The sequence below is a fragment of the Bacillus sp. NPDC057893 genome, from assembly GCF_042796455.1.
Classification (GTDB): Bacteria; Bacillota; Bacilli; order Bacillales; family Bacillaceae_G; genus Bacillus_A.
This window is the reverse complement of record NZ_JBHVNG010000006.1, coordinates 152,800-175,367: the sequence shown is the minus strand read 5'-3', so window position 1 is coordinate 175,367 and position 22,568 is coordinate 152,800. Positions and strand designations below refer to the sequence as shown.

Genomic DNA, 22,568 nt, shown 5'->3' with positions numbered 1-22,568 from the left:
CAAGTACATACCTGCATGATTTCAACATACTAATCTATTTTTTTGTATGACACCATTCATATATGAACGCTGTTATTACTTTTGTAAATTCAATTAACTGCTCAACTTCAACTTTCTCATTTATTGAATGAGCTTCTTCTAATGTACCTGGTCCGTAAATAACAGCTGGAATGTTAAACTCACTAAACCATCCGCCATCAGTTACCGTTGCTGACATATTTAAAATTGCATTTTTAGATAAAATAGATTCATGTACTGAACTTAGCGTTTTTACAGCAACATGTTCGCTATCTACTTCTAAAGAAGGAAAAATTTCGCCACGATCCACAATCATTGATTCTCCGCCCCACTTAAATTGTGGTGGGTTCTCGCTTAACCATGGATCTGCTGCTGCCACTTTTCCTAAATACTCTTCTATTTCTTCTATTATTTGTTCATGTGTTTCATTTGGATAAAAGTGAACCGTAACCCATAATCGGCACTCATCCGCAATAAATGCTGCATGGCGCCCGCCTTCAATTACTGCTGGGTTAATTGTTGTTGTTCCTGATGGATATCCTTCATAGGTTTTCATTACCGCCCAATGACGTTCTAGCTCCTGTAAACTTTGGACAATCTTCATCATTTTCTCAATTGCACTTGCGCCAAACAAACGGCCTCCAGCATGAATCATTTGTCTACGTGTTGCATCATGAAACGTTTGCGGGCTCTTCACAGTAATCCATCCCGTAATTACGCCGCCCTGTCCTTGCATATGTAAATCACTCGTATCCACTACTACCGCAAAATCAGCATCGTACCCTCTTTTGCAGCATTGAAGTGTACCAGCTTCTCCAACTTCTTCCCCAATTACCGATTGAAAAATTAAATCTCCAGGTAATTCAATCCCCACTTCTTCTAAAAGCTGAATAGCAAATAAGGCTCCAGCTAGTCCACCTTTCATATCTGCCGCGCCTCTCCCAACTAACCAACCATCTTTTATAAACGGCTCAAACGGCTTTGTTTCCCACGGCTCGTCCGCTGTTACTTCTGCAACATCTATATGCCCATTAATAATGAGACTTTTATGTGACTCACTTGCTGTCCCTTTTTTCACTCCAACAACATTCGGATCATTCGGATATACATCCCACTTATCAATACTAAAATTTCGTTTTTTTAGAAACTCTGCCACAAATTCTTGCGCCTCATTTGTATTTCTTGCTGGTGGTGCTGGTGTTTCAAAGCGAATTAAAGCTTTTGTAAGTTCTAGTAGCTCGTCTTTTCGTAAATCAATCTGTTTTAATAGCTGTGAAACTTCTTGATTCATTGCTAATTCCCCTTTGCATACGTAGTATGTTTCCAGCTTTATTTTCACAAAAAAAGAGACTGTTTACAATTCTACAGTCTCTAAATTCCTTGTTATTATAAATTCAATTTCAACTATAAACTTTCTAATTCTGTTGTATTCATCTTTTCGATATGTTCTATTTTACTTTTCTTACTTCTTGTAGCACGGTAAAACAGTAAACAAACGATCATAAATGGAATACCACAATATAATGCCATTCTTTGTTCTGGAATAAAAGCCATAGCTACAATTACTGTTAAATTTAATACTAAAGCAAGAATTGGAACAAATGGATACAGTGGTGTTTTAAATTTCAAATCCTTAATATCTCCCCCTTGCTTCACGTATGTCCTTCTAGCTAATAGGTTAGATAAAGCAATAGATGCCCAAACTAATATCGCTCCAAACCCAGCAATAGAAAGAAGCCATAAATAAACTGTATCTTCCGCATAAATACCTGATAGTAATGAGAGACACCCTACAAACGTACTTACAATCAATGCATAAATAGGAACACCGTTTTTAGATAACTTACCAAAAATCGGGCTAATCATTCCTTGATTAGACATAGACCATAGCATACGGGAAGTTGCATATAATCCTGAATTCGCAACTGATAGTACAGCTGTAATAATAACGAAATTTATAATATCAGCCGCATAAGGAATACCAATTTTATCAAATACAACTACGAATGGACTTTCTATCACTCCTGCTTGCTGCCAAGGAAATAGTCCCGCAAGAATAAAAATAGATAGTACAAAGAAAATAAGTATGCGCCAAACTGTATTATTAATTGCCTTCGGGATAGTTTTCTCTGGATTTTCACTCTCACCAGCTGCAATACCAACTAGTTCTGTTCCTTGGAAGGAAAAATTAACTGCAATCATCGTAATTAAAATGGCTGATAATCCATTTGGGAACAATCCACCATAATCAGTAAAGCTAGAAAACATCGGCGCTGGTTCATTTCCTTTCATATCTAGAAAACCAAACATTGCTGCCCCGCCCAAAATGATAAATGCAATAATTGTAATTACTTTAATACTTGCAAACCAGAATTCAACCTCCGCAAAACTTCTTGAAGATAACGCATTAATAACAAAGAGCAATACGGCAAACACTACGCACCAAATCCATGATGATACATCTGGAAACCAACGTTTCATTAATATACTAACTGCAATTAATTCAATGCCTATCGTAGCCGTCCAGTTTAGCCACGACATCCATCCCACTACATAACCCGCTGCAGGTGAAATATGTTTTGTAGCATATGTTTGATACGATCCTGCATCAGGCATCGCAACCGCTAACTCTCCAAGACAGAGCATCGTTAAATACATAACAAATCCACCGACAAGATACGCTACAATTGCTCCTCCAGGTCCAGCTTCATGAATTGTATAACTGGATCCTAAAAAAAGCCCAGTACCAATAACCCCTCCGAGTGCAATCATAAATATGTGCCGACTTTTCAATTCCCTTTTTAGCCCTTGGTTTTGATCCATCATATAAATCCCCCCTTTTCACTTAGCAAACCCTTTTAATGTAAGCGTTTTTAAAACCCTTCATAGTAAAAATAATTATTAAAAAGTGCAAAATACATATTACTACTATTAATCACTACCTGTTATTAAAAGGTCATCCCTCACTGTTATTAATAATTTTTGATCAGCGATAGCTTCTCCTTCTATCACTTCTAATGATTCAATATAACCACTGATTCCCACTTTAATTTCTACTTTCTGTTTATCTATCGTTTCAATTAACGCTAATTTTTCCCACTCATATACGTAAGAACTTTCAGTAACAAATAATTTCTCTACTTTCCCGTAACAAGGACTATACACACCTTCTACAACCGTCTTCACTTTATAAATTCCTCCCTCTTATTAATTGGCACTGAAACGTTGCATAACCTATAAAGATTCCTAATCCCCCTACTCTTTAAATTTAGAGATCTCAACTACTATTCATGCAAAATACGTACCAACCTCAATACCTATGTAAAATTAGGATTTCTTACGAAAAAAATCTGCATAACCGCAAAATTTTTCTATCATTTGAAAAGTTTTAAGAGAAAATAGCAAAAAAATTTTGCGATTTTATGAGAATTTTAATAAAATTATAAAAAGTCAGTCTTCATAGGGTATAACGAGGAGAAGATAATTCATGCATACAGAAGAAATCAATTTTAAAAAGATTATTGAAATGAATATGCTATATGAAACTTTACTAAATGAACTAGATATTGGGATTCACATTATTAATGAGGAAAGTAAAACGATTATCTATAACCGCAAAATGATGGACATTGAATCAATGGACCGCTTAGATGTGCTATATAAAAATCCTTTAGAAGTATTTGCATTTGAAGAAAATAAAAATAGTACTCTTATAGAAGCATTAAAACTTGGAAAAACAAACAAAAATATAAAACAAACGTATTTTAACAATAAAGGACAAGAAATTACGACGATTAACGATACTTTTCCTATAATAGAAAATGGAAAAATTAAAGGCGCTATTGAAATTTCAAGAGAGATTAGTCATTTAAAGCAAACAACGAAAACGAACCTTTCTCGCAAACAAAATACTAAGTTTACCTTTGATCACATAATTGGTGATTCTAGAGCTATTCAATCAGTCATTGCAGAAGCAAAGAGAGTAATACGTACATCCTCCTCCATACTTATCATCGGAGAAACAGGGACCGGTAAAGAGCTATTTGCGCAAAGCGTCCATAATGAAAGCCAGCGTTCAACAAAACCATTTATTTCGCAAAACTGTGCCGCTATACCAGAAACCTTAATGGAAAGTCTACTATTTGGTACAAATCGAGGTGCTTTTACAGGAGCAATAGATAAACCTGGTTTATTTGAAGAAGCAAACGGCGGGACTTTGTTATTAGATGAGATCAACTCATTAAGTCCAACACTTCAAGCTAAATTGCTGCGGGCTATACAAGAAAAAACAATACGAAGAATCGGAGGCACACAAGAAAAAGAAATTGATGTTCGTATTATAGCAACTATTAATGAAGATCCTCTTGAAGCCATAGCACACAATCGATTAAGACAAGACTTATATTACAGATTAAGCGTTGTTACTTTATGTCTTCCACCTTTACGGGAACGAAAAGAAGATATTGCATATCTTGTTCAACACTTTATTGAAAAATACAATATCCAATTTGAGCTTAGCGTAAAAGATGTAGATTTAAACGTAAATAACTTCTTCTATAAATACGATTGGCCGGGTAATGTGAGAGAATTAGAACATATAATTGAAGGTTCCATGAACTTAATAGAAGATGAAGATATCATTACAGCGTTCCATATGCCAACGCACTTTCGCGAACTAGCAAAAAAGGAACTCAATATGCAGACTCCGCTAACTAGTCACAATACTGATACACCACAGACTTTAAAACATATAATCGAAGAAATGGAAAAGAAATATATCCATCAAATTCTTAAAGAGAATAAAGGTAATATCTCACAAGCCGCAAAATTTTTAGGATTGAGCAGACAAAACTTACAATATCGAATTAAAAAATTGCATTTACACATATGAAATGAATCTTTCTCCAAGTGTAAAAAAATGGTAAAATATATTATAATAAACGTATAACATGCTAGAAAGGTGCAATGTATATGAGTAATGATAAGAAGTTGAAGTTATTACACTACTTAGGTCTTTTCCCTACCATTCTATGTATAATGCTATTCATTGATATGAGCAGCTTTCCTCATGCAAAGCTCTTAGGCACAATTAGTGGCTCCTTTGCAGCTATTATGCTTGCTGCTTTTTGGAATTTGAAGCTACGTATGAAGAAAGAACGCTCTTCTTGAACTAACAAATTCTATTGTTTACTTATTACCAGGTGTTTTATTATTAATCGGCGGATTAATGGGGATTTTCCGAAAAGATAAGACTACTGCATCAGCATAAAAGAAGAAGCACTCAAATGAGTGCTTTTTTCTTATCCATATCTTTTCTAAAACTCAATCTTCTCCAAGTACAATCCACTCGCCTCAGCAAGACAATTAATTTGATTACGTTGTTTTTCCTCTAAAATGTTTGGAATTGCGTCCGCCTCTAATTGCCCTAATCCAACTTCAATTAATGCTCCAACAATTTTCCGCACCATGTTATGAAGGAATCCGTTACCACTTACTCTAATTTGTACAAATCCTGATTCTTCGGAAACATCAAGTGTATACACTTCTCGAACCATAGATTTTTTCTTAGACTTTGCATTTGAAAAGGCAGTGAAGTCATGTGAACCAACTAAATGTTTCGCAGCTTCTTTCATGCTTTTCACATTTAATTGTTTATTCACGTGCATGCTGTATTTACGCATAAATGGGTTCGTATGCTCTTCATTCCAAATTTTATAAAGATATGTTTTTGCTTTAGAATTGTAACGAGCATGGAAACGATCTGGTACTTCTTCTACACTCGTAATACTAATATCATTTGGTAAATATTGATTTAAATACTTTTTCACTTTATGTTCTACTAACTTCTCATCACTTTGAAAGTTAGCTACTTGATTCAAAGCGTGTACACCAGCATCCGTTCTACTACAGCCGATAATTTCAATTTCTTTTCCGACCATTTCAGATATTATACTTTCGATTTTCCCCTGAATCGTATTGTCATTATTACCAAGACGTTGCCACCCTTTATAACGCGCACCATCATATTGAATCGTCAATTTATAATTGTTCATCGTATTCTCCTTACTTCCATTCGCTAAATAAAATATACCCTCACATAACTCCTGCTTTGTGAGGGACATATCCTTATTGAATGTTACTTTCTAACAAGTTTCACTACATTTTCTACATGAGCTGTATGCGGGAACATATCAACTGGTTGTACATACTCCACTTCATAGCTCTCCATTAATGTTTCCACATCACGTGCTAATGAGGAAGGGTTACAAGACACGTAAACAACTTGTTTCGGTTTCACTTTTAAAATCGTTTCAAGTAATTTATCATCACAACCTGTACGCGGTGGGTCGACAACAATGACATCTGGACGCCAGCCTTCTTTTACCCACTTTGGTAACCATTGTTCCGCTTTACCAGCTTCATACTTTGCATTTGTGAATCCGTGGCGTTTTGCATTTTTCTTTGCATCTTCAATCGCTTCTGGAATTACATCCATACCACGTACTTCCGCTGCATCATTCGCAAGCCAAAGTCCAATCGTACCGACACCACAATATGCATCCACAATCTTCTCGTTTCCTGTTAAAGCAGCTGCTTTTTTCGCTTCATCGTATAAAACAACCGTTTGTTCTGGATTTAATTGGAAGAATGCGCGTGCTGATAATTCAAATGATAAATCACCTAGTGTTTCTTGAATTACTTCTTTTCCAGCTAATTTAAATGTTTTATCCCCGAAAATAACAGATGTTTTACGCCAGTTTACGTTTTGCATAATTGATTTAACACTTGGCATTTGTTTTTGTACTTCTGCGATAAATTGATCTTTATTTGGTAATTCTTCTTTTGTTGTAATAAGTGTGACTTGTACTTCCCCTGTTTGAACTGCAGTACGTGTCACAATTGTGCGTACTAAACCTTTTTGTTTTTTCTCATTGTAAATAGAAACATTTAATTTTTCTAATATACGTCTTACAACTTTTGTCGCTTCATTCGTTGCTTTATGTTGAATCATGCAATGAGAAATATCAATTAACTGATGTGAGTTTTGCTTATATAACCCTGTAATAACCTTTTCGTCTTTACGCCCCACTTGCAATTGACTTTTATTACGATAATGCCATGGATTTTCCATACCAAGCGTCGGGCGAATTTTCTCTTCCAGACTGTTATTCATATACTTTTCGAATGCTTGTACAACGATATCACGCTTTTGATTTAACTGTTCTTTATAATCTAAATGCTGCAATTGACAGCCACCACACTCCTCATATACTGAACATGGTGCTTTCACACGATGTGGTGATGATTTACGAACTTTTTTCACTTTCGCTTCAGCGAAGCCACGCTGAATTTTCGTTGCTTCAGCAACAACTTCTTCTCCTGGTAATGCCCCTGGAATGAAAACAACTTGTCTCTTAAAATAACCAACGCCTTCTCCGTTAATCCCAAGACGTTTAATTGTCACAGGAAACGTTTGACCAACTTCCAACTTACTCTCTTGTTGCTTTTGTATCATTATTACACCTCTACTCTATACTTTTCCATAAATATAACGCTGCATAACTGCAATATGGTTCACACTCTTGTTTCACTTTTTCTAAAAATACATCATCAGGCTTATTATCTAATTGAAATATACCTTGAAGTGCACGCCTAATCCCGATATCTGCTTCCGGAAACATGTTTTTCCGGCCAAGCCCAAACATTAAAAAGTTTTGCACTGTCCATGCTCCAATACCCCTTATTGGTAACAATTGTGCCGATACTTTTTCTTCTGTTTCGTTTTCTATCCTTGCTAAATCTAATTTACCGCCCACAATATGTTTTGCTAATCCTACTATATATTCAGCTTTTCGCTGACTAAATTTCTGCTCTCTCAATTCCTCTATTGAAATATTCGCTACTCTTTCTGGTGTTGGGAAAAAGAAAACGCCGTTCTTCTCTGTCCCATATCGTTTTACAAATTGATCTGTTAGCGCCGTAGCAAATTTTAAATTTATTTGTTGATGAATAATACAACGAAGAAGACAAGCAAAATAATCAAATTCTAATATAATTGGAGTATAAGCATATGTTTCAAACAGTGGACGTAATGATGTGTTTAAAAAATGATCTTGTATATTTTGAAACGGCTCATTCCAGTGAAAAATGGACCTCATTCGTTTCATTACTTTCTCTTGATCTCCTGCCTGACTAGAAATCCAAAACTGTGGATTTTGAACAGTACCAATCCCTTGCAAACGAACAACAATTTGTTCTTCGTCTATAAAAAGCGGGACATAGATTATTTTCTCGTCTAATTGAATGACGTTTAACGGGTCGAAAGATAAACGCTTTAGCACTTCTTCAAAATGGTACGGATATTCTAACGTAACATGTTCGCTCCACATACGTTTCCCCATCCTTTTTACACATCATTATAGCATGAGAAAACCGCAAGCATACATGCTTACGGTTGATTGCTTTTTACTAAATCATCTAGGCTTTTAAAATGATACCCTTTCTCGCGCAAATCATCAATGATTTTCGCAAGTGCTTCTGCATTATCTTTTGATATTGCATGAAGTAACAAAACAGATCCTGGATGAATCATAGTCATTACATTATTATGAGCGTATTGCCATCCTCTTTGCTGATCTACTTTCCAATCAAGAAATGCAAGCGACCAAAACACATTATAATATCCCATTTCTTTCGTAACAGCTAACGTTCTTTCGCTAAATACACCTCGCGGAGGGCGTACATATTTCACTTCTTTTTGCCCTGTTACCTTTTTAATCTCTTCCGTTACGCTCGTTAATTCTTCACGAAGTTTTGCATCATTTACTGCTGTAAAATCTGGATGACTCCAAGAATGATTACCAATAATATGTCCTTCATTTTTCATTCTTAATAATAAATCTTTTTGTGTTTTTATATAATGTCCCGTCACAAAGAAAGTTGCTGGTACTTTTTTCTCCTTTAATACATCTAAAATCTTTCCTGTATATCCATTTTCGTATCCATTATCAAATGTTAAATAAATATCTTTTTTCTTCGTATCTCCTAAATAAAACCCACCATTTTTTTGTAGTAATTCTGTATATAGTTTCCCTGCATCTGGCACCGTTTCATTTTTAGGACGTGGGATTCCCCAGTTATGTGGTGTATTCGTATAAGCAAATGTTGAAACTGGAACAAGTGCCATCATAATTGAAAAAATGAGACCTATATATAACCATTTATATTTCATAAATAGTCTCCTTTCCATATATAATCGTACCTGTAGTTTCTGTTTTCCTGCTTTCTTTCATGCTGAACATGTTTTTCTATATATACCAAAAAATGCACCTCGAATAATTCGAGATGCACTTCTCTTTACTTAAATACAGGTTCTTTAAAGCTCGCCAATTTTTCAAGTGATGTTTTATCAACATCAGCATGTAGACTTTTACCATGAGAATCCATCGTTACAACTGCTTTAAAACCATCGATATGTAAATGCCACATTGCCTCTGGGATACCGAATTGTAAGAAATCAACATCTTTCACTTCTTTAATACATTCAGCATAATATTGTGCTGCACCACCAATTGCATTTAAGTACACACCACCGTGTTCTTCTAAAGCTGCTAATGTTTTAGCACCCATACCGCCTTTACCAATTACAGCACGAATTCCGAACTTTTTCATAATATCGCCTTGATATGGCTCTTCACGAATGCTTGTCGTTGGACCTGCCGCTTTAATTTTCCAATTGTCATTCTCATCTTTCACTACAACTGGACCACAGTGATAAATAATTTGTCCCTTTAAATCTACTGGACAGTCGTTATCCATTAAATGTTTATGAATTGCATCACGTCCTGTGTACATCATGCCGTTAATTGTAACAACATCACCAACACGAAGTTCACGAATTTGCTCTTCTGTAATTGGAGCTTGTAATACGATTTCACGCTGCTCTGTTTGTTCTTGCGCAGCATCTTGCTGAAGTGTATCTTCACCTTCTTGGTATAACCAATCCATAATTTCACCTGTTTCAGGATGAATTGTTACGCCAAGACGACGATATGCCCAACAATTATACGCAACAGATACGTAGAAGCTCGCTGGCAAACGATTATATACTCCAATTTTGCAACCTAATAAAGTTGTTTCTCCGCCAAATCCCATCGTACCAATGCCAAGCTTATTTGCATTCTCTAATACATACTCTTCAAGCTTTTGTAATTCTGGAACTGAATTTACATCATCTAATGTACGGAATAATTGATTTTTTGCTAATTCGTAACCTGATGTGCGGTCTCCCCCGATACCGACGCCGATTACCCCTGCGCTACACCCTTGCCCTTGCGCTTGATATACTGCATGAAGAAGGCATTTACGAATTCCTTCTAAATCACGCCCAGCTCGTCCAAGTCCTTCTATTTCACAAGGCAAGCTATATTGAATATTTTTGTTCTCACAGCCCCCGCCCTTTAAAATTAAACGTGCATCAATGTAATCTTTTTCCCATTGTTCGAACTTAATAACAGGTGTACCTGGTCCTAAATTGTTTCCGCTATTGTCTCCAAAAAGAGAATCAACAGAGTTTGGACGAAGTTTACCATCTTTTGTCGCCCGCTCAAGCGCACTATAGATAGCTTCCTTCAGTTTTAATTGATTCACACCAACTGGTGTATAAATTTTAAACGTTGGCATCCCTGTATCTTGGCAAATTGGCGAGATATTATCATCTGCCATTTTAATATTATTCGTAATTGTGCCAAGTGCCATCGCCGAACGAGTTCCTGCATTTTCTCGTTCTTTCGCTTGTTGAATTGCGCGACGAACATCTTTCGGTAAGTTCGTTGACGTTCCAACAATTAGTTGATACATGCTTTCTTGAAGCTTTTCCATTGTTACTTCCCCCTCAATTGTGAACGCTACCAAAACGTTATGAAATGAAAATTCCATTGTTATACTCTTCAGCTTTTTATTTATCCCGCTATTTGCGGTTTAATGAAATTTTTCACAACTTGATTATACCTTTTTTTCTATATTCCTTCTATTATCCGTACAGAAAAAGGCTGCCAATTTTGTAGTGGCAGCCTTTTTAATATATTATTCGTCTTTTTTAAATTGCTCACATTTCAGTTCTAATTCATCTAACATTGCAAGAAGACGATCTACATCTTCTAATTCTACCTCTTCTGGTTCAATCGTATCAATTACTTCAATGAACATATTTAAACGTTTTTTCAAATATACTAGTTGTGAATCTTTATCTTGAATTGCTTTTCCCATGAAGGCACTCTCCTTTTAATTCGAGTTGCTTTTATTATACCGCAAAAATGATGGCTATGGGCATGTAATTTCATCAAATTTGTCGCAGTAATTCATTATAATGTAAGCCCTCTCTCTTTTTTCACAAAAAAGTTTCACTTTATAAAAAGCACATATTCTTCTATTATAGAGAATGGACAAATTGTTATTTCAATAGTCAAAGGAGTATTTCATATGACGATATCACAAATAATGAAGCCGATTACTCCTTCTTACGATCCATGGGAAGCGTATATGGACCTTGAAGAGTACGGCAAACTACTATTAACAAACGTTGAGTTTACAACAACGACGTTATGCAATATGCGTTGCGAGCATTGCGCTGTTGGTTACACATTACAGCCGAAAGATCCAAATCCGCTTCCGATGGAGCTTTTATTAAAACGATTAGATGAGATTCCTTATCTACGTTCTTTAAGTATTACAGGCGGAGAACCTATGCTTTCAAAAAAATCCGTCGACAACTATGTAACACCACTCTTAAAATACGCCCATGAACGAGGCGTTCGCACTCAAATCAACTCAAACTTAACTATAGATTTAGCACGTTACGAACAAATTATTCCCTACTTAGATGTATTGCACATTTCACATAACTGGGGAACAATCGATGACTTCGTTGAAGGCGGATTTGCAATGATGGAGCGTAAACCTACTTATGAACAGCGCGCTAAATTATTTGAAAGAATGATTACAAATAGTAAAGCTCTATCAGAGGCAGGTGTACTCGTATCAGCCGAAACTATGTTAAACAAACGAACTCTACCACATATTGAACATATTCACCGTCAAATCGTTGAAGAAATGGGCTGTAAACGTCATGAAGTGCACCCAATGTATCCGAGTGACTTCGCTAGCACACTTGAAATTTTAACAAAAGAAGAAATTCGAAATGCAATTGAACATTTATTAGAGATCCGTGATGAAAATGTATGGATGCTATTTGGAACATTACCTTTCTATGCATGTAGTGATGATGAACGTGATTTATACACATTGAAGAGATTACATGAAAGTAAAAATGTAACTGTCCGCAATGATCCAGATGGTCGTTCTCGTTTGAACGTAAATATTTTCGATGGAAATATTATCGTAACCGATTTCGGTGATGTCCCGCTTCTAGGTAATGTACAAACAAATACACTACAAGAAGCTTACGACAAATGGTGTGACTCAAAAACAGCAAAATCATTAAGTTGCCATTGTCCTGCCGTGAAATGCCTTGGACCAAATGTTCTTGTAAAAAATAGCTACTATCCAAAAGAAGATTTCTTATCAAAAACATCAAACATTATGTTATAAATAAAAAACGTCAGCTTATAGGCTGACGTTTTTTATTTCATTGTGAATGCGATGAAGAAACAAATTTAAAAAACAAATGATCATGAATTGGAATAGCAGCTCCAATTCCTTGAGAAGTAACATTTTTTACGACAAGCCTTTTTTGATTTCCCTTTAAAACAAGGTACACTTCTCCAAACGTTACTTTTCCTTTTTCATTTACTGCTGGCGTATAAGCATATAAATACCCGAGTTGACTTGGACTAATATTATAAACACGCTCATGTCCTGTACCATAACCAATGGTCGTTTTAAACGAAAGTGGCAATTGTACTTTTTCAAGCGCTTTTAAAAGCATCATTTTTTTCACATCTGTAGCATCTTTCATATCCGCTGTTAAATCGCCTTCGATTGTCTTTTGAGTTTCTTGCTTATAGCGAAGTGGATATAAGCGATCTCCTCCGCGATTATCATATACATTTCGATTTACTTGCTTATATTCCCAATTAATCGATGTGTCTATTGACTCATAATTTAATGCCCATTGACCTAAATAAATTTTCGCTCGGTATCCTACCGCAAGCGGTGCATTCGAAATTGTTGTTTCATTAAACATTCGAATTAAATCAGGGTTTTCAATTTTGATATTTGCTGTTTTCAATAATTCTTGCGCAAACTTACTTGGCTGTAAACGCGGTAAATCTTGTGCGTCATTTGGAAATGTATTATCTTTTGAAATATTTAAAACAGATGAAGGCATTTTTACTTCTACCGTTGTCTTTGCAAAACTACTGTTAGGAAATAATAAAATAAACGAGACCATGGTTGAAAGACATATGCTGTATACTCGTTTCACCTGTCTGGCTCCTTCCTACATAAAGGTATATAAATCTGTATTTATTGTTTTCCCTCTGAAGCATTGTTATCCCTATTTTTCATAATAAATAAAAACCAATTCCCATAATGACATACGCCGCTAATAAAGTGCCTCCTTCAAACCAGTTTGTATCCCCATCATTTGAAATCGCAATGGTTAAGAAAACAGCTGTAATCATAGAAACAAGTTCTGGTATTGTAAATACTAAAGGCATCTTTTGTGCAAAAAGCATCGAAAGAAGTACTAACACAGGAGCAACAAACATAGCGATTTGTAATGTAGAACCTACTGCAATTTCTACTGCGATATTCACTTTATTTTTATATGCCATAATAATCGCAGATGCATGTTCTGCTGCATTACCAACAATTGCAACGATAATAACCCCTATAAATAACTCTGACCAGCCAAACGACTTTGCGACCGTTTCAAAAGTATGTACGAGTGCCTCTGACACATAAGCAACTGCAAGTGTTGCTATCGCTAAAATGAGTAGCGCTTTACCTTTGGACCACTCTGGCTCTTCCTCATGCGCTACTTCATCACTTTTATGTTGATATACACCACGGTGCGTAACTAACTTAAATAGCAATGCAGCAAGGTACATAATAATCATGATAATAGAAACACCAATACTTAATTGATACGTCTTTCCAGCATCCATCTTCATTGAAAAAATCTCCGGAATAACAAAGGCTACGACAACAGCAAATATTAATAAAGCTGAATTATGTCTTGCATCATAAACATTGAAACTTTGTCTTTTATACTTAAGGCCACCTATAAAGAAGGATAACCCTCCTACCAGTAATAAATTTCCAAGTACAGAACCAGTTAAGGAAGCTAAAACAACTTCTGTTAGTCCTGCCTGAAGTGCAAAAATTGAAATGATAAGTTCAACGGCATTACCGAAAGTGGCATTTAATAAACCACCTATCCGAGGTCCAGAAACGATTGCTAAACTTTCTGTCGCCCTCCCCATAAAACCAGCTAATGCAATAATAGTAATGCAGTATACAGTAAACATAATGGTTTGTGGCCAATGAAGTGTTTTTCCGATTACAGAAAGTGGTACACCTATAAGCGCTACTATAAGAAATATTTTATTAAACATGCTTTTCATCCTTCCATCGTATGTATTTCTCCTCGATATTATTATTATTCATCTCCTAACTTGTTCGATTTCATCACAATTACGTTTAAAAAATCGGGTTGAAGAAAACAGTATGAAAGATATTTAAATTATCTTGTTCAGACAGAAAAAATTATGAATTATGGAAAGAGGCTAAAAATATGCACTTAAAAGAAAAAATCGCAACTATTATTCAAGGTCAACGTACTGGTGTATTATCTACTGTACGTAACGATAAGCCACATAGTGCCTTTATGATGTTTTTCCACGAAGATTTTGTACTATATGTTGCAACAGATCGAAATTCAAAAAAGATAACAGATATCGAAAAAAATCCCAATGTACATGTACTACTTGGACGCGAAGGAAAGAAATTAGATGAAGATTACATTGAAGTTGAAGGTATAGCTTCCATCGAAGAAGATCAAACATTAAAAAACAAATTTTGGACTAATAGCTTAAAACGCTGGTTACTCGGTGCGGAAGACCCTAATTATGTACTAATAAAAATCAATCCCGATACAATTTATTACATCGATAGTGCCGGTACAACCAATCCTGAGTTTTTACGACTTTAAAATGAAAACAAGCCCTTTAAGCGGGCTTGTTTTGTCGAAAGGTTCTTCTGAAAAAAATAATAAAATAGGTGGAACTTTCTAAAGATTCTGTTATATAATAGCAGTAACTTAAATAAACTGTATTAAAACAGATTGAGGGGAGAAATAAAAATTGATGAAAAGAGAAGAACGAAAAAACATGATTGAGTTTATCGAAAAGAAAAAAGGGATTGAACGTGACGAATTATTATTTATGACGGATGATGAAGTAGAGCATATTTATAATGTAACGTACTTTTTATATGAAGAAATAGCAGAGTAGTATAATAAACCCCCACCTTATTAAAAATATAGGGCGGGGGTTTATTTCGTTATTTATACATGAGAATGATTTTCATGTATAATAATGTAAGATTGGAGGAATATCACTATGAGTTCATGGCTATTATTCGCACTATTATCAGCAATTGCTGCTGCCCTCGTATCTATTTTTGGAAAGATCGGCTTAGATGGAATCGATGCCAACGTCGCAACAACGATTCGCTCTATTATTATGGCATTATTTATGGTAGGAGTTATTATTATACAAGGTAAATTTCAAAATATCGGTGATGTACTCCTAAATAAAAAAGCACTGCTATTTATCACATTAAGTGGAATCGCTGGTGCTTCGTCATGGCTATTTTATTTTCTTGCATTAAAAACAGGAAAAGTTTCACAAGTAGCACCTATCGATAAATTAAGTGTAGTATTTTCCATTATTCTCGCGATGATTATATTAGGTGAAAAGTTAAACTTTATGACTGGTATTGGTGTAGTCTTTATTACAGCTGGTGTACTATTTATTGCTTTCAGCTAAAAAACCGCTATTATTAGCGGTTTTTTCTTTTCCTTATGTAAATCCACACAATCAATGTTACAATTGCCGAAACTAATAAGATCCATATTCCATAATGATGTAAACTATATTCAACAAAGCGCCACTTCTCTCCCAGTTTCCAACCTAGGCCAATAAAAACACTTATCCAAATTAGTGCACCACCGTAAGCATACAAACAAAAGCGCCACCATGTTAAATTTGAAACGCCAGCAAAATATGCTGTTAAATGACGTACTCCTGGTATAAAGTAGCCAATCATTAAAAGAAATGGACCGTATTTTTCAAATAAAATATGTGTTTTTTCAATATGATGTTCCTTAATTCTAACTTTCGGACCATATTTTTTTAAAACAGGGAGCCCAAGTTTTAAACCTAATATGTAACTTAATGTAATGCCAAGCATTGCCCCTGCCATTCCACTTAAAAAAGCAGCTGTTCCTGACATAACTCCTTTTGAAATGTTATAGCCAATAAAAGTCAATAAAAACTCATCCGGTATAGGTAATCCAACAATCCCGCCAGCTAGAGCTATAATAATTCCAAAATACCCATAGTGTGCGATTAGCTCACCAATATGTTGTTCCATTCGGAAGACACATCCTATACACGATCGTTATTCCATATTGTGCCCATTCTATCTTTAAGACAAACATGGTATACATATTCACTATACATTGTTTTTATAATGAACTCTACTTCTATTCCATTCCTTAAACAGAGATTTAATCAGTGGTTTTTTTATCCATCCTAACTGATTATTAGCCTGCACCAATCGGGATTAAAAAATAAAAATTCATAGGCTTATTTTTTTGTTACAATAAAGGAAAGTTAATTTTTGCAACGGTTTAACTCTCAGGAAAAATGATATATCTAGCAAAAACATAGTTTGGTCTATATAATGCAACTTCTACCTATTAGAGTAACATGCACCCTTTTACATACAACATCATTTTTCTAAATTATACAGGGGGAACGAACATGACCATTGAAAAACAATTTATCCAAAAGATTTACTATAAAACATTTTTAACAGAAGACTCTTCCATTCCGGTAGCGGAAGTACTCGGTGAAGCATATATAAATGAATCCAAAAATGAATTCTCCAACATATCTAATATTCGCTTCGCACAAGGTGAAGTTTATTTTCAAACTAACGACTTTGAAGCCGCTATATTCAAATGGGAGAAAGTAAATAATGAACTTGCTCTCTGGGCTATGAAGAATATTGCAGATGCTTATTTCGAATTAGATTTCTTGCCAAAAGCAGAAGAAATTTATACATCTATCCAAACAGAAGATACAACTCTTACGATGGAAGTTTCCCTACAACTTCTTTCTCTTTATATAGAGCAAAATCGTTTAGGACTAGCATTTAAGACGATTAGCGAAGCTGTTGCATTTCAACCAGACTATCCAAATATTACTGCAATCGCTCGATCGTTCTATGAAAAACAAGAAGATTGGAATAATGCTATTGAACTCGCTGTTCAAGAAGGAATTCGAACAAAGTCATTACACTGGTTCGATACTTTAATCAATTATGTGAACAGAGGCTTTACTAAAAAAATTAAACCTGAGTATTTCTATGAATCTTTAAAAGCCTTATATACAATTGATCAAGTTCAATTTAAAGGACTTGTTATTTCACTTTGGAACAGCTATGAAAATGAATCATTCCATCTACCTTGGATTCAAACAATAAATCACCTATTCTTACATATTGAAGTAGATGCTAATGACGATTGGAATGAAATTTCTACTCGCTATCAAGAGACGTACTTCGAATTGATTACTGGACAACATTTCATGCACGAATTACAAGGACTTGTACCAGATTTATTAACAAATTGGTTTAGTTTAATGAGAGCGGAAGATTCTTTACTTGTCTCCGCAGCAGTATTAGCATGGAATGAAGTTTCACCGACAACTCTAGAATCATTACTCGTAAAAAGCGCAGGTGCCTTACTTTCAAATGCATCAGCTCATGCAAATGTCGCTATGGCAGACGTATCAGCATTATTTGAAACGATTGCTGTATGGGCTGAGAAGAATGATGTAGATTTAGGTCATCAATTCACACTACTTGTTCGTGAGTTATACGATTTAACTGTTACACAACTTCTAGTAGCAGGAGCTAGCGATTATGATAAATCAGCCTTTATTAACTCTATACTAGGAGAAAATATATTAAATGAGGCTATAACAACTTCAATTACATTTAAAGATAATAGTCAAACTGAAATAACTGAGCTTACAGAGCTAGATATACGAAATATACCAAACTTTGACGAACTTCATAACATACTAGCGGTACCTTCTCAGTCAGAACTAGAAAGAAAATGTATTGAAGTTAAATTACCAAGTAGATTTTTACGAAAAAATAAGTTTTCATTCCTTGTCACACCTACTGTGCATGGACAACTTGACAAAAACAGCTCTCACTTTGAATACTTACAGGCAGCAGATAGTCTCATCTATGTACTAAATTCAGCTTCACCATTACATGATGAAGAGCTCGATACATTATTATATATTCGTAAGCAAGTACCAAATTTACAAATTCAATTCGTCTTACAAACAATTGATACGAATACTAGTGAAAATATCACGAACAGCATTAAAAAGAAAATACTCGTACATTTCCCAGAAGCACAATTTTTCCCTTACTCTCCTTCACAAGAGAGTAGTGAACAGCTAGGTAACGTAACAGACTCTATTCTTTCTAACCTTACTCAGCGTAACGTGGAAAAAGAACGCATTGAAAAATTATTATGGTTTATCCAAAAAACAATTGCATACCTTGTAAATGAACGTGTGGAATTAGAAAATACGTTAGTGAAATCCGTCCGCTGGAATAAACATATTTTAGTAAAACTTGATGGTTTTATTAATAATCTTACTGCCATTCAAAAAGATAAAATTCGTTCTATTACAGAATCTTATCTCTTAACGAAAGAAGAGATTACGCAGGATATACATTCTCAAATTCCTGAATTGTTGCAGAGTTGCTCTGATCTTGTTCAAGAAGATAGTGATTTCAAATTGGTCCATGAAGAACTAAATGTAGCAATGAATGAAAGAATTCAAAAACATGTACAGCAAGTGCTTCTTCCTAAATTTACTGGGTCTATTCAAGAATGGATTGAAACTGCTCATAATGAATTCATTCAAGCTCAGGCTTATTTAGATGAAATGGGCGATACCTTTAATAAACTCTATGAGGAAGAGCGTATTAAACTTCCTTGTGATTTCAAATTACTAGACGACTGGGATAGAGATGTTGCAAGAATGACGAATAGAATTACAGTAGCTAACATCAATATTTTATTACGCTTTACACCGACACAATTTTTCTTAAAGAGTGCAGGGAAATTATTCGGTAATATGCAAAAAAATCAATCTATGCTATCAAATAAATATAAACAATATATTGAAACAGAAGATTATACAGAAGTTGCTCAGATGATTTCAAAACAATTCTTCCTTCAATTTGAAGTATTTGAAGGTGCACTAGAACGTGATATCATGATGTTCTTTAAGGACCCTCTTAGCATATTGAAACAAACTGTAGAAGCAGCCCAACTTGAAATACAAGAAGATGAGCAAACTTTAACAAAGCTAAGAACGAACCCAGAAACTTATCATGATCCTTTAACACTCTTTAAATTGCAATTGTTACAACGAAAATTCATGTTAAATATCGACCAAAATAATGAACATATTGCTTCACAAGAAACAATAAATAAAACACCAACTGTTTAAATAAGAAAAACCAAGCAACTAATTCGCTTGGTTTTTCTTATTTCTAATTTGCAATTTTCACATGTTCAAATGGATAATATATCGCCATGAGCTTTCCTAATACTTCTGTTCTATCAATGAGTCCTAAGCCGTTCCTACTATCCCTACTAACTAAACGATTATCTCCCATCACAAAAATTTTATTTTTAGGAATTGTAATCGGTCCAAAATCTTCAGTTAAATTGATAAGTAATTTTTCTGCCTGTTTTTTATTATTCTTTAAATACTCTTCGTTTTTCACTTGATGATTAACATATAATTGATCATTCTTCATCTCAATTACATCTCCTGGCAATCCAATAACCCTCTTCACGTAGAAATTATCTGTCTTCACGACAATAATATCCTCTCTCTCATAACTTTCAAATCTCTTTGCAAGTTTATTAATAATTACTTTATCTCCATCTTGTAACGTCGGCCTCATCGATGCGCCTTTTACAGTCGTAGGAAAAAACAAAAAGATTTTTGCCAAAAACACCAATAAGCATGCAATTGCAATTATTTCAAAGAATTCACGCAAACTCTTTTTCTTTTGCATCATTCCACCATCTCATCATCTTTTTATTTTTATTATAAGTACTCCGACTGGTGAATTTCCACAAAATTCTGAATTACAACATTATAATATTACAAATATAAAAATAATAACCCCTATAAATTTGCTATTCTTATATACTATATTTTTCATCTGCTAAGCAGGACCTTTTCTATGAAATTCATACTTATAAAATACTGTACAAATTAAACAAACAAATATAGTAGCATAGCAATAAAAAAGATACTCTCAAAATAGTCTATCAACTATTTTTGAGAGTATCTTTTTATAATCCTACATATACAATACACATCTGCGCTGCGACATATGTAAACCAAATCCAAAGTGGTTCATACTTCAGTTTGCGCCCTCCGATATCTGTCACGCCTATAATAAAATCAGAAATCACAAACAGTAAACCACCAAGTGCTGGCACCCACCATATTCCTATATTCTCGTAATATAAGGCGAATGCAAAACATGCCATTCCTCCAACCCACAAACCGTAAATTAGAGCCCCTATTGTAAAAAGTTTGTCTTGTTTTTCATTTCGAATAAAGAAAAACCACCCTATAATTAGAAAGAGTCCGTATACGAGTAAACCGATCCAAAAACCATTCCATGAAATACCTGTTTGTAAAAATGCTTTCACGTAGAAACAATGTGCAAGAGCGAAAGTAACCATTCCTCCAATTAATCGATGACCAATTGGAATTAATCCTGCCATAAATAAATCCCCTACAGTTGATAAAGTCATACCGAGTGCAACCCACGTACTGTACTCAACCGATGGATCTTGTAACCATATCCAAATTGCACTTCCTGTTAAAGAAAAACTAAGAATAAGACGAACCGCTAAAGGTAACGGCATATTATTTCTCGTTCTCTTCGTCTGTCCTATTGCATAAATTGCTCCCATTACAAAAAGAATAATTTGCCCGACTAACACAATGTAAAGTACATTCATAATATGTTCTCCTCAATAAATGCTTTTTCTATCTTTTTTTCGTTACATATAGCACGTTCTCCTTTTTCTATGTAAAAAAAGAAGAACAATGCTGTTCTTCCATTTTAATCGTTTTTCTGTTCTCTATGCTACTTGTTTTTCTTGCTCAACTTGCTTTTTAACCGGGTTACGATTTACTACAATAATTCCCGCTGCGACACATGCTAAACCAAATAGTACAAAGGAATGAATTGCTTCCCCTAAAATCAGACTTGATAGTAGCACACCAAACACTGGTATAAAGAACATATACATCGAGACTTTCCCTACTTTGTTATACTTCATAATTGTATTCCATATACAGAATCCCGCTGCTGATAAGAACGATAAATATATGAGCATAAGTATTGCATGTAGATTAAATGCGAATGGCATCATTCCAACTTGAAATGCACCTATACATAGCAACCCAATTGATCCGAAAATCATCTGATATGCTGTCATATACCCAATATCTAATGTTTTACTACCTTCTTTCGCTAATATGTTTCCATACGAATACATCATTGCTGCCCCAAGAAGTAATAAGCTACCTATTCCAAAATGAAATGATAAACTTCCATCACTCGATACATTCACTAAAATCACACCGCAAAAACCGATAGCTACTCCAATTACTTTTCTCCTATTTAGAGCATCATCTTTATATAAAAAGTGTGCGAGTAAAATTTGAAAGAATGATGATGTTCCTGAAATAATCGCTCCTTCAATTCCTGAGCTGTAACTCATTCCAATATAAAAACATATATATTGAAGAAAAGTTTGAAATAAGCCAATTTGAACTAACTGCTTTCCTGTTCCTTTTTTGAACTTCATATCTCTTCCTAACGCTTTAAAAAATAATAAGAGCATTACACCAGATAAGAAAAAGCGATAGCCAGCAAATAATATTTGTTCCCCGACTTCTTGTGGCTGAATTCCAAGTTCAACATAGCTTAATTTAATAAAGGGAAATGCGCTTCCCCATAAAAATGTTGCTACTATTGCAGCAATAAACACGCCAATCGGATGGGTGAAAAATTTCTCTGTCTTCAACTTGATGTCTTCCTTTCCGACCTTTTTATGAACAATATTCATATATACCAAAGGAAATGCGAAAACACAAGTTTTCAGTTTATCCCGCTATTTACCGGGCAGTAAAACTCCCTCCTCCAAATTCGGCTGGGGCAAAGAA

22 protein-coding genes are annotated in these 22,568 nt (G+C 34.8%); 7 read left to right on the top strand and 15 right to left on the bottom strand.

Annotated elements, in window-relative coordinates:
* Positions 1 to 34: 34 nt before the first annotated feature.
* The 3 genes from ACFVQC_RS23330 to ACFVQC_RS23320 all read right to left on the bottom strand — a co-directional run bounded on the left by ACFVQC_RS23330 (position 35) and on the right by ACFVQC_RS23320 (position 3,204).
* On the bottom strand, positions 35 to 1,357 hold the full coding sequence (locus ACFVQC_RS23330; protein WP_377899387.1) for an acetylornithine deacetylase: 1,323 nt from the start codon (positions 1,355 to 1,357) through the stop codon (positions 35 to 37).
* Positions 1,358 to 1,422: 65 nt separating this feature from the next.
* On the bottom strand, positions 1,423 to 2,844 hold the full coding sequence (locus tag ACFVQC_RS23325) for an amino acid permease (protein WP_002139532.1): 1,422 nt from the start codon (positions 2,842 to 2,844) through the stop codon (positions 1,423 to 1,425).
* 105 nt (positions 2,845 to 2,949) lie between these two features.
* The gene (locus ACFVQC_RS23320; protein WP_377891186.1) at positions 2,950 to 3,204 is read right to left on the bottom strand and encodes a biotin/lipoyl-containing protein; all 255 of its coding nucleotides are present in this window, start codon (positions 3,202 to 3,204) and stop codon (positions 2,950 to 2,952) included.
* Positions 3,205 to 3,505: 301 nt separating this feature from the next.
* Here ACFVQC_RS23320 and ACFVQC_RS23315 point away from each other — a divergent pair, with 301 nt between their 5' ends.
* Both ACFVQC_RS23315 and ACFVQC_RS23310 read left to right on the top strand, forming a co-directional pair.
* A complete protein-coding gene (locus ACFVQC_RS23315) occupies positions 3,506 to 4,909 on the top strand; it encodes a sigma-54 interaction domain-containing protein (protein WP_377899386.1) in 1,404 nt (467 codons plus the stop codon).
* An 80-nt stretch (positions 4,910 to 4,989) separates the two neighbouring features.
* Positions 4,990 to 5,187 (top strand): hypothetical protein, encoded by a 198-nt coding sequence (locus ACFVQC_RS23310; RefSeq protein WP_219917021.1) that lies wholly within the window; start codon positions 4,990 to 4,992, stop codon positions 5,185 to 5,187.
* A gap of 146 nt (positions 5,188 to 5,333) precedes the next feature.
* Here ACFVQC_RS23310 and truA read toward each other — a convergent pair whose 3' ends face one another.
* The 6 genes from truA to ACFVQC_RS23280 form a co-directional block, all read right to left on the bottom strand.
* Positions 5,334 to 6,071, bottom strand: a complete 738-nt coding sequence (truA, locus tag ACFVQC_RS23305; protein WP_002139527.1) for a tRNA pseudouridine(38-40) synthase TruA — start codon at positions 6,069 to 6,071, stop codon at positions 5,334 to 5,336.
* 83 nt (positions 6,072 to 6,154) lie between these two features.
* Positions 6,155 to 7,534, bottom strand: a complete 1,380-nt coding sequence (rlmD, locus tag ACFVQC_RS23300; RefSeq protein ID WP_002029595.1) for a 23S rRNA (uracil(1939)-C(5))-methyltransferase RlmD — start codon at positions 7,532 to 7,534, stop codon at positions 6,155 to 6,157.
* A 10-nt stretch (positions 7,535 to 7,544) separates the two neighbouring features.
* Entirely contained in the window at positions 7,545 to 8,408 is an 864-nt protein-coding gene (locus ACFVQC_RS23295) for a DNA-3-methyladenine glycosylase family protein (RefSeq protein ID WP_377891180.1), read from the bottom strand.
* A 59-nt stretch (positions 8,409 to 8,467) separates the two neighbouring features.
* A complete protein-coding gene (gene pdaA / locus ACFVQC_RS23290) occupies positions 8,468 to 9,250 on the bottom strand; it encodes a delta-lactam-biosynthetic de-N-acetylase (protein WP_002151671.1) in 783 nt (260 codons plus the stop codon).
* A 125-nt stretch (positions 9,251 to 9,375) separates the two neighbouring features.
* Positions 9,376 to 10,899, bottom strand: coding sequence for a class I fumarate hydratase (fumA, locus tag ACFVQC_RS23285; protein WP_377899385.1), 1,524 nt, complete (start codon positions 10,897 to 10,899; stop codon positions 9,376 to 9,378).
* A 204-nt stretch (positions 10,900 to 11,103) separates the two neighbouring features.
* Complete coding sequence (locus ACFVQC_RS23280; RefSeq protein ID WP_002091170.1) at positions 11,104 to 11,286, bottom strand: SE1561 family protein; 183 nt, start codon at positions 11,284 to 11,286, stop codon at positions 11,104 to 11,106.
* A gap of 213 nt (positions 11,287 to 11,499) precedes the next feature.
* Here ACFVQC_RS23280 and yfkAB point away from each other — a divergent pair, with 213 nt between their 5' ends.
* Positions 11,500 to 12,627: a radical SAM/CxCxxxxC motif protein YfkAB gene (gene yfkAB, locus ACFVQC_RS23275; protein ID WP_002113768.1), complete on the top strand. Its 1,128-nt coding sequence runs from the start codon at positions 11,500 to 11,502 to the stop codon at positions 12,625 to 12,627.
* A 37-nt stretch (positions 12,628 to 12,664) separates the two neighbouring features.
* Here the strand turns inward: yfkAB and ACFVQC_RS23270 are convergent, their stop codons facing one another.
* Together ACFVQC_RS23270 and cax are read right to left on the bottom strand one after the other, a co-directional pair.
* Complete coding sequence (locus ACFVQC_RS23270) at positions 12,665 to 13,462, bottom strand: YfkD famly protein (RefSeq protein WP_078180149.1); 798 nt, start codon at positions 13,460 to 13,462, stop codon at positions 12,665 to 12,667.
* A gap of 79 nt (positions 13,463 to 13,541) precedes the next feature.
* On the bottom strand, positions 13,542 to 14,597 hold the full coding sequence (gene cax, locus ACFVQC_RS23265; RefSeq protein WP_377891175.1) for a calcium/proton exchanger: 1,056 nt from the start codon (positions 14,595 to 14,597) through the stop codon (positions 13,542 to 13,544).
* 179 nt (positions 14,598 to 14,776) lie between these two features.
* Between cax and ACFVQC_RS23260 the strand changes: the two genes are divergently transcribed.
* The 3 genes from ACFVQC_RS23260 to ACFVQC_RS23250 all read left to right on the top strand — a co-directional run bounded on the left by ACFVQC_RS23260 (position 14,777) and on the right by ACFVQC_RS23250 (position 16,031).
* The gene (locus tag ACFVQC_RS23260) at positions 14,777 to 15,193 is read left to right on the top strand and encodes a pyridoxamine 5'-phosphate oxidase family protein (protein WP_377891173.1); all 417 of its coding nucleotides are present in this window, start codon (positions 14,777 to 14,779) and stop codon (positions 15,191 to 15,193) included.
* Between the two features lie 154 nt (positions 15,194 to 15,347).
* Positions 15,348 to 15,494 carry a BH0509 family protein gene (locus tag ACFVQC_RS23255; protein ID WP_000817786.1) on the top strand — a complete coding sequence of 49 codons (147 nt, stop codon included), beginning with the start codon at positions 15,348 to 15,350 and terminating at the stop codon, positions 15,492 to 15,494.
* A gap of 108 nt (positions 15,495 to 15,602) precedes the next feature.
* Positions 15,603 to 16,031 (top strand): EamA family transporter, encoded by a 429-nt coding sequence (locus ACFVQC_RS23250; protein ID WP_002115869.1) that lies wholly within the window; start codon positions 15,603 to 15,605, stop codon positions 16,029 to 16,031.
* Positions 16,032 to 16,044: 13 nt separating this feature from the next.
* Here the strand turns inward: ACFVQC_RS23250 and ACFVQC_RS23245 are convergent, their stop codons facing one another.
* Entirely contained in the window at positions 16,045 to 16,638 is a 594-nt protein-coding gene (locus ACFVQC_RS23245) for a DedA family protein (protein WP_377891171.1), read from the bottom strand.
* Between the two features lie 392 nt (positions 16,639 to 17,030).
* Here ACFVQC_RS23245 and ACFVQC_RS23240 point away from each other — a divergent pair, with 392 nt between their 5' ends.
* Complete coding sequence (locus ACFVQC_RS23240; RefSeq protein ID WP_377891169.1) at positions 17,031 to 19,814, top strand: tetratricopeptide repeat protein; 2,784 nt, start codon at positions 17,031 to 17,033, stop codon at positions 19,812 to 19,814.
* Between the two features lie 43 nt (positions 19,815 to 19,857).
* Here ACFVQC_RS23240 and lepB read toward each other — a convergent pair whose 3' ends face one another.
* From lepB to ACFVQC_RS23225, 3 genes are all read right to left on the bottom strand, one after another.
* The gene (gene lepB / locus ACFVQC_RS23235) at positions 19,858 to 20,394 is read right to left on the bottom strand and encodes a signal peptidase I (RefSeq protein WP_215555128.1); all 537 of its coding nucleotides are present in this window, start codon (positions 20,392 to 20,394) and stop codon (positions 19,858 to 19,860) included.
* A gap of 280 nt (positions 20,395 to 20,674) precedes the next feature.
* A complete protein-coding gene (locus ACFVQC_RS23230; RefSeq protein ID WP_002151659.1) occupies positions 20,675 to 21,355 on the bottom strand; it encodes a lysoplasmalogenase in 681 nt (226 codons plus the stop codon).
* Between the two features lie 123 nt (positions 21,356 to 21,478).
* Positions 21,479 to 22,429, bottom strand: coding sequence for a DMT family transporter (locus tag ACFVQC_RS23225; RefSeq protein WP_377899383.1), 951 nt, complete (start codon positions 22,427 to 22,429; stop codon positions 21,479 to 21,481).
* Positions 22,430 to 22,568: the final 139 nt, after the last annotated feature.

Bases quoted from the DNA above. Each gene is read 5' to 3' on its own strand.
- ACFVQC_RS23325 (WP_002139532.1), bottom strand. From the start codon at position 2,844: ATGATGGATCAAAACCAAGGGCTAAAAAGGGAATTGAAAAGTCGGCAC.
- ACFVQC_RS23315 (WP_377899386.1), top strand. From the start codon at position 3,506: ATGCATACAGAAGAAATCAATTTTAAAAAGATTATTGAAATGAATATG.
- ACFVQC_RS23310 (WP_219917021.1), top strand. From the start codon at position 4,990: ATGAGTAATGATAAGAAGTTGAAGTTATTACACTACTTAGGTCTTTTC.
- truA (WP_002139527.1), bottom strand. From the start codon at position 6,071: ATGAACAATTATAAATTGACGATTCAATATGATGGTGCGCGTTATAAA.
- rlmD (WP_002029595.1), bottom strand. From the start codon at position 7,534: ATGATACAAAAGCAACAAGAGAGTAAGTTGGAAGTTGGTCAAACGTTT.
- ACFVQC_RS23295 (WP_377891180.1), bottom strand. From the start codon at position 8,408: ATGTGGAGCGAACATGTTACGTTAGAATATCCGTACCATTTTGAAGAA.
- pdaA (WP_002151671.1), bottom strand. From the start codon at position 9,250: ATGAAATATAAATGGTTATATATAGGTCTCATTTTTTCAATTATGATG.
- fumA (WP_377899385.1), bottom strand. From the start codon at position 10,899: ATGGAAAAGCTTCAAGAAAGCATGTATCAACTAATTGTTGGAACGTCA.
- ACFVQC_RS23280 (WP_002091170.1), bottom strand. From the start codon at position 11,286: ATGGGAAAAGCAATTCAAGATAAAGATTCACAACTAGTATATTTGAAA.
- yfkAB (WP_002113768.1), top strand. From the start codon at position 11,500: ATGACGATATCACAAATAATGAAGCCGATTACTCCTTCTTACGATCCA.
- cax (WP_377891175.1), bottom strand. From the start codon at position 14,597: ATGTTTAATAAAATATTTCTTATAGTAGCGCTTATAGGTGTACCACTT.
- ACFVQC_RS23260 (WP_377891173.1), top strand. From the start codon at position 14,777: ATGCACTTAAAAGAAAAAATCGCAACTATTATTCAAGGTCAACGTACT.
- ACFVQC_RS23255 (WP_000817786.1), top strand. From the start codon at position 15,348: ATGAAAAGAGAAGAACGAAAAAACATGATTGAGTTTATCGAAAAGAAA.
- ACFVQC_RS23250 (WP_002115869.1), top strand. From the start codon at position 15,603: ATGAGTTCATGGCTATTATTCGCACTATTATCAGCAATTGCTGCTGCC.
- ACFVQC_RS23245 (WP_377891171.1), bottom strand. From the start codon at position 16,638: ATGGAACAACATATTGGTGAGCTAATCGCACACTATGGGTATTTTGGA.
- ACFVQC_RS23240 (WP_377891169.1), top strand. From the start codon at position 17,031: ATGACCATTGAAAAACAATTTATCCAAAAGATTTACTATAAAACATTT.
- lepB (WP_215555128.1), bottom strand. From the start codon at position 20,394: ATGATGCAAAAGAAAAAGAGTTTGCGTGAATTCTTTGAAATAATTGCA.
- ACFVQC_RS23230 (WP_002151659.1), bottom strand. From the start codon at position 21,355: ATGAATGTACTTTACATTGTGTTAGTCGGGCAAATTATTCTTTTTGTA.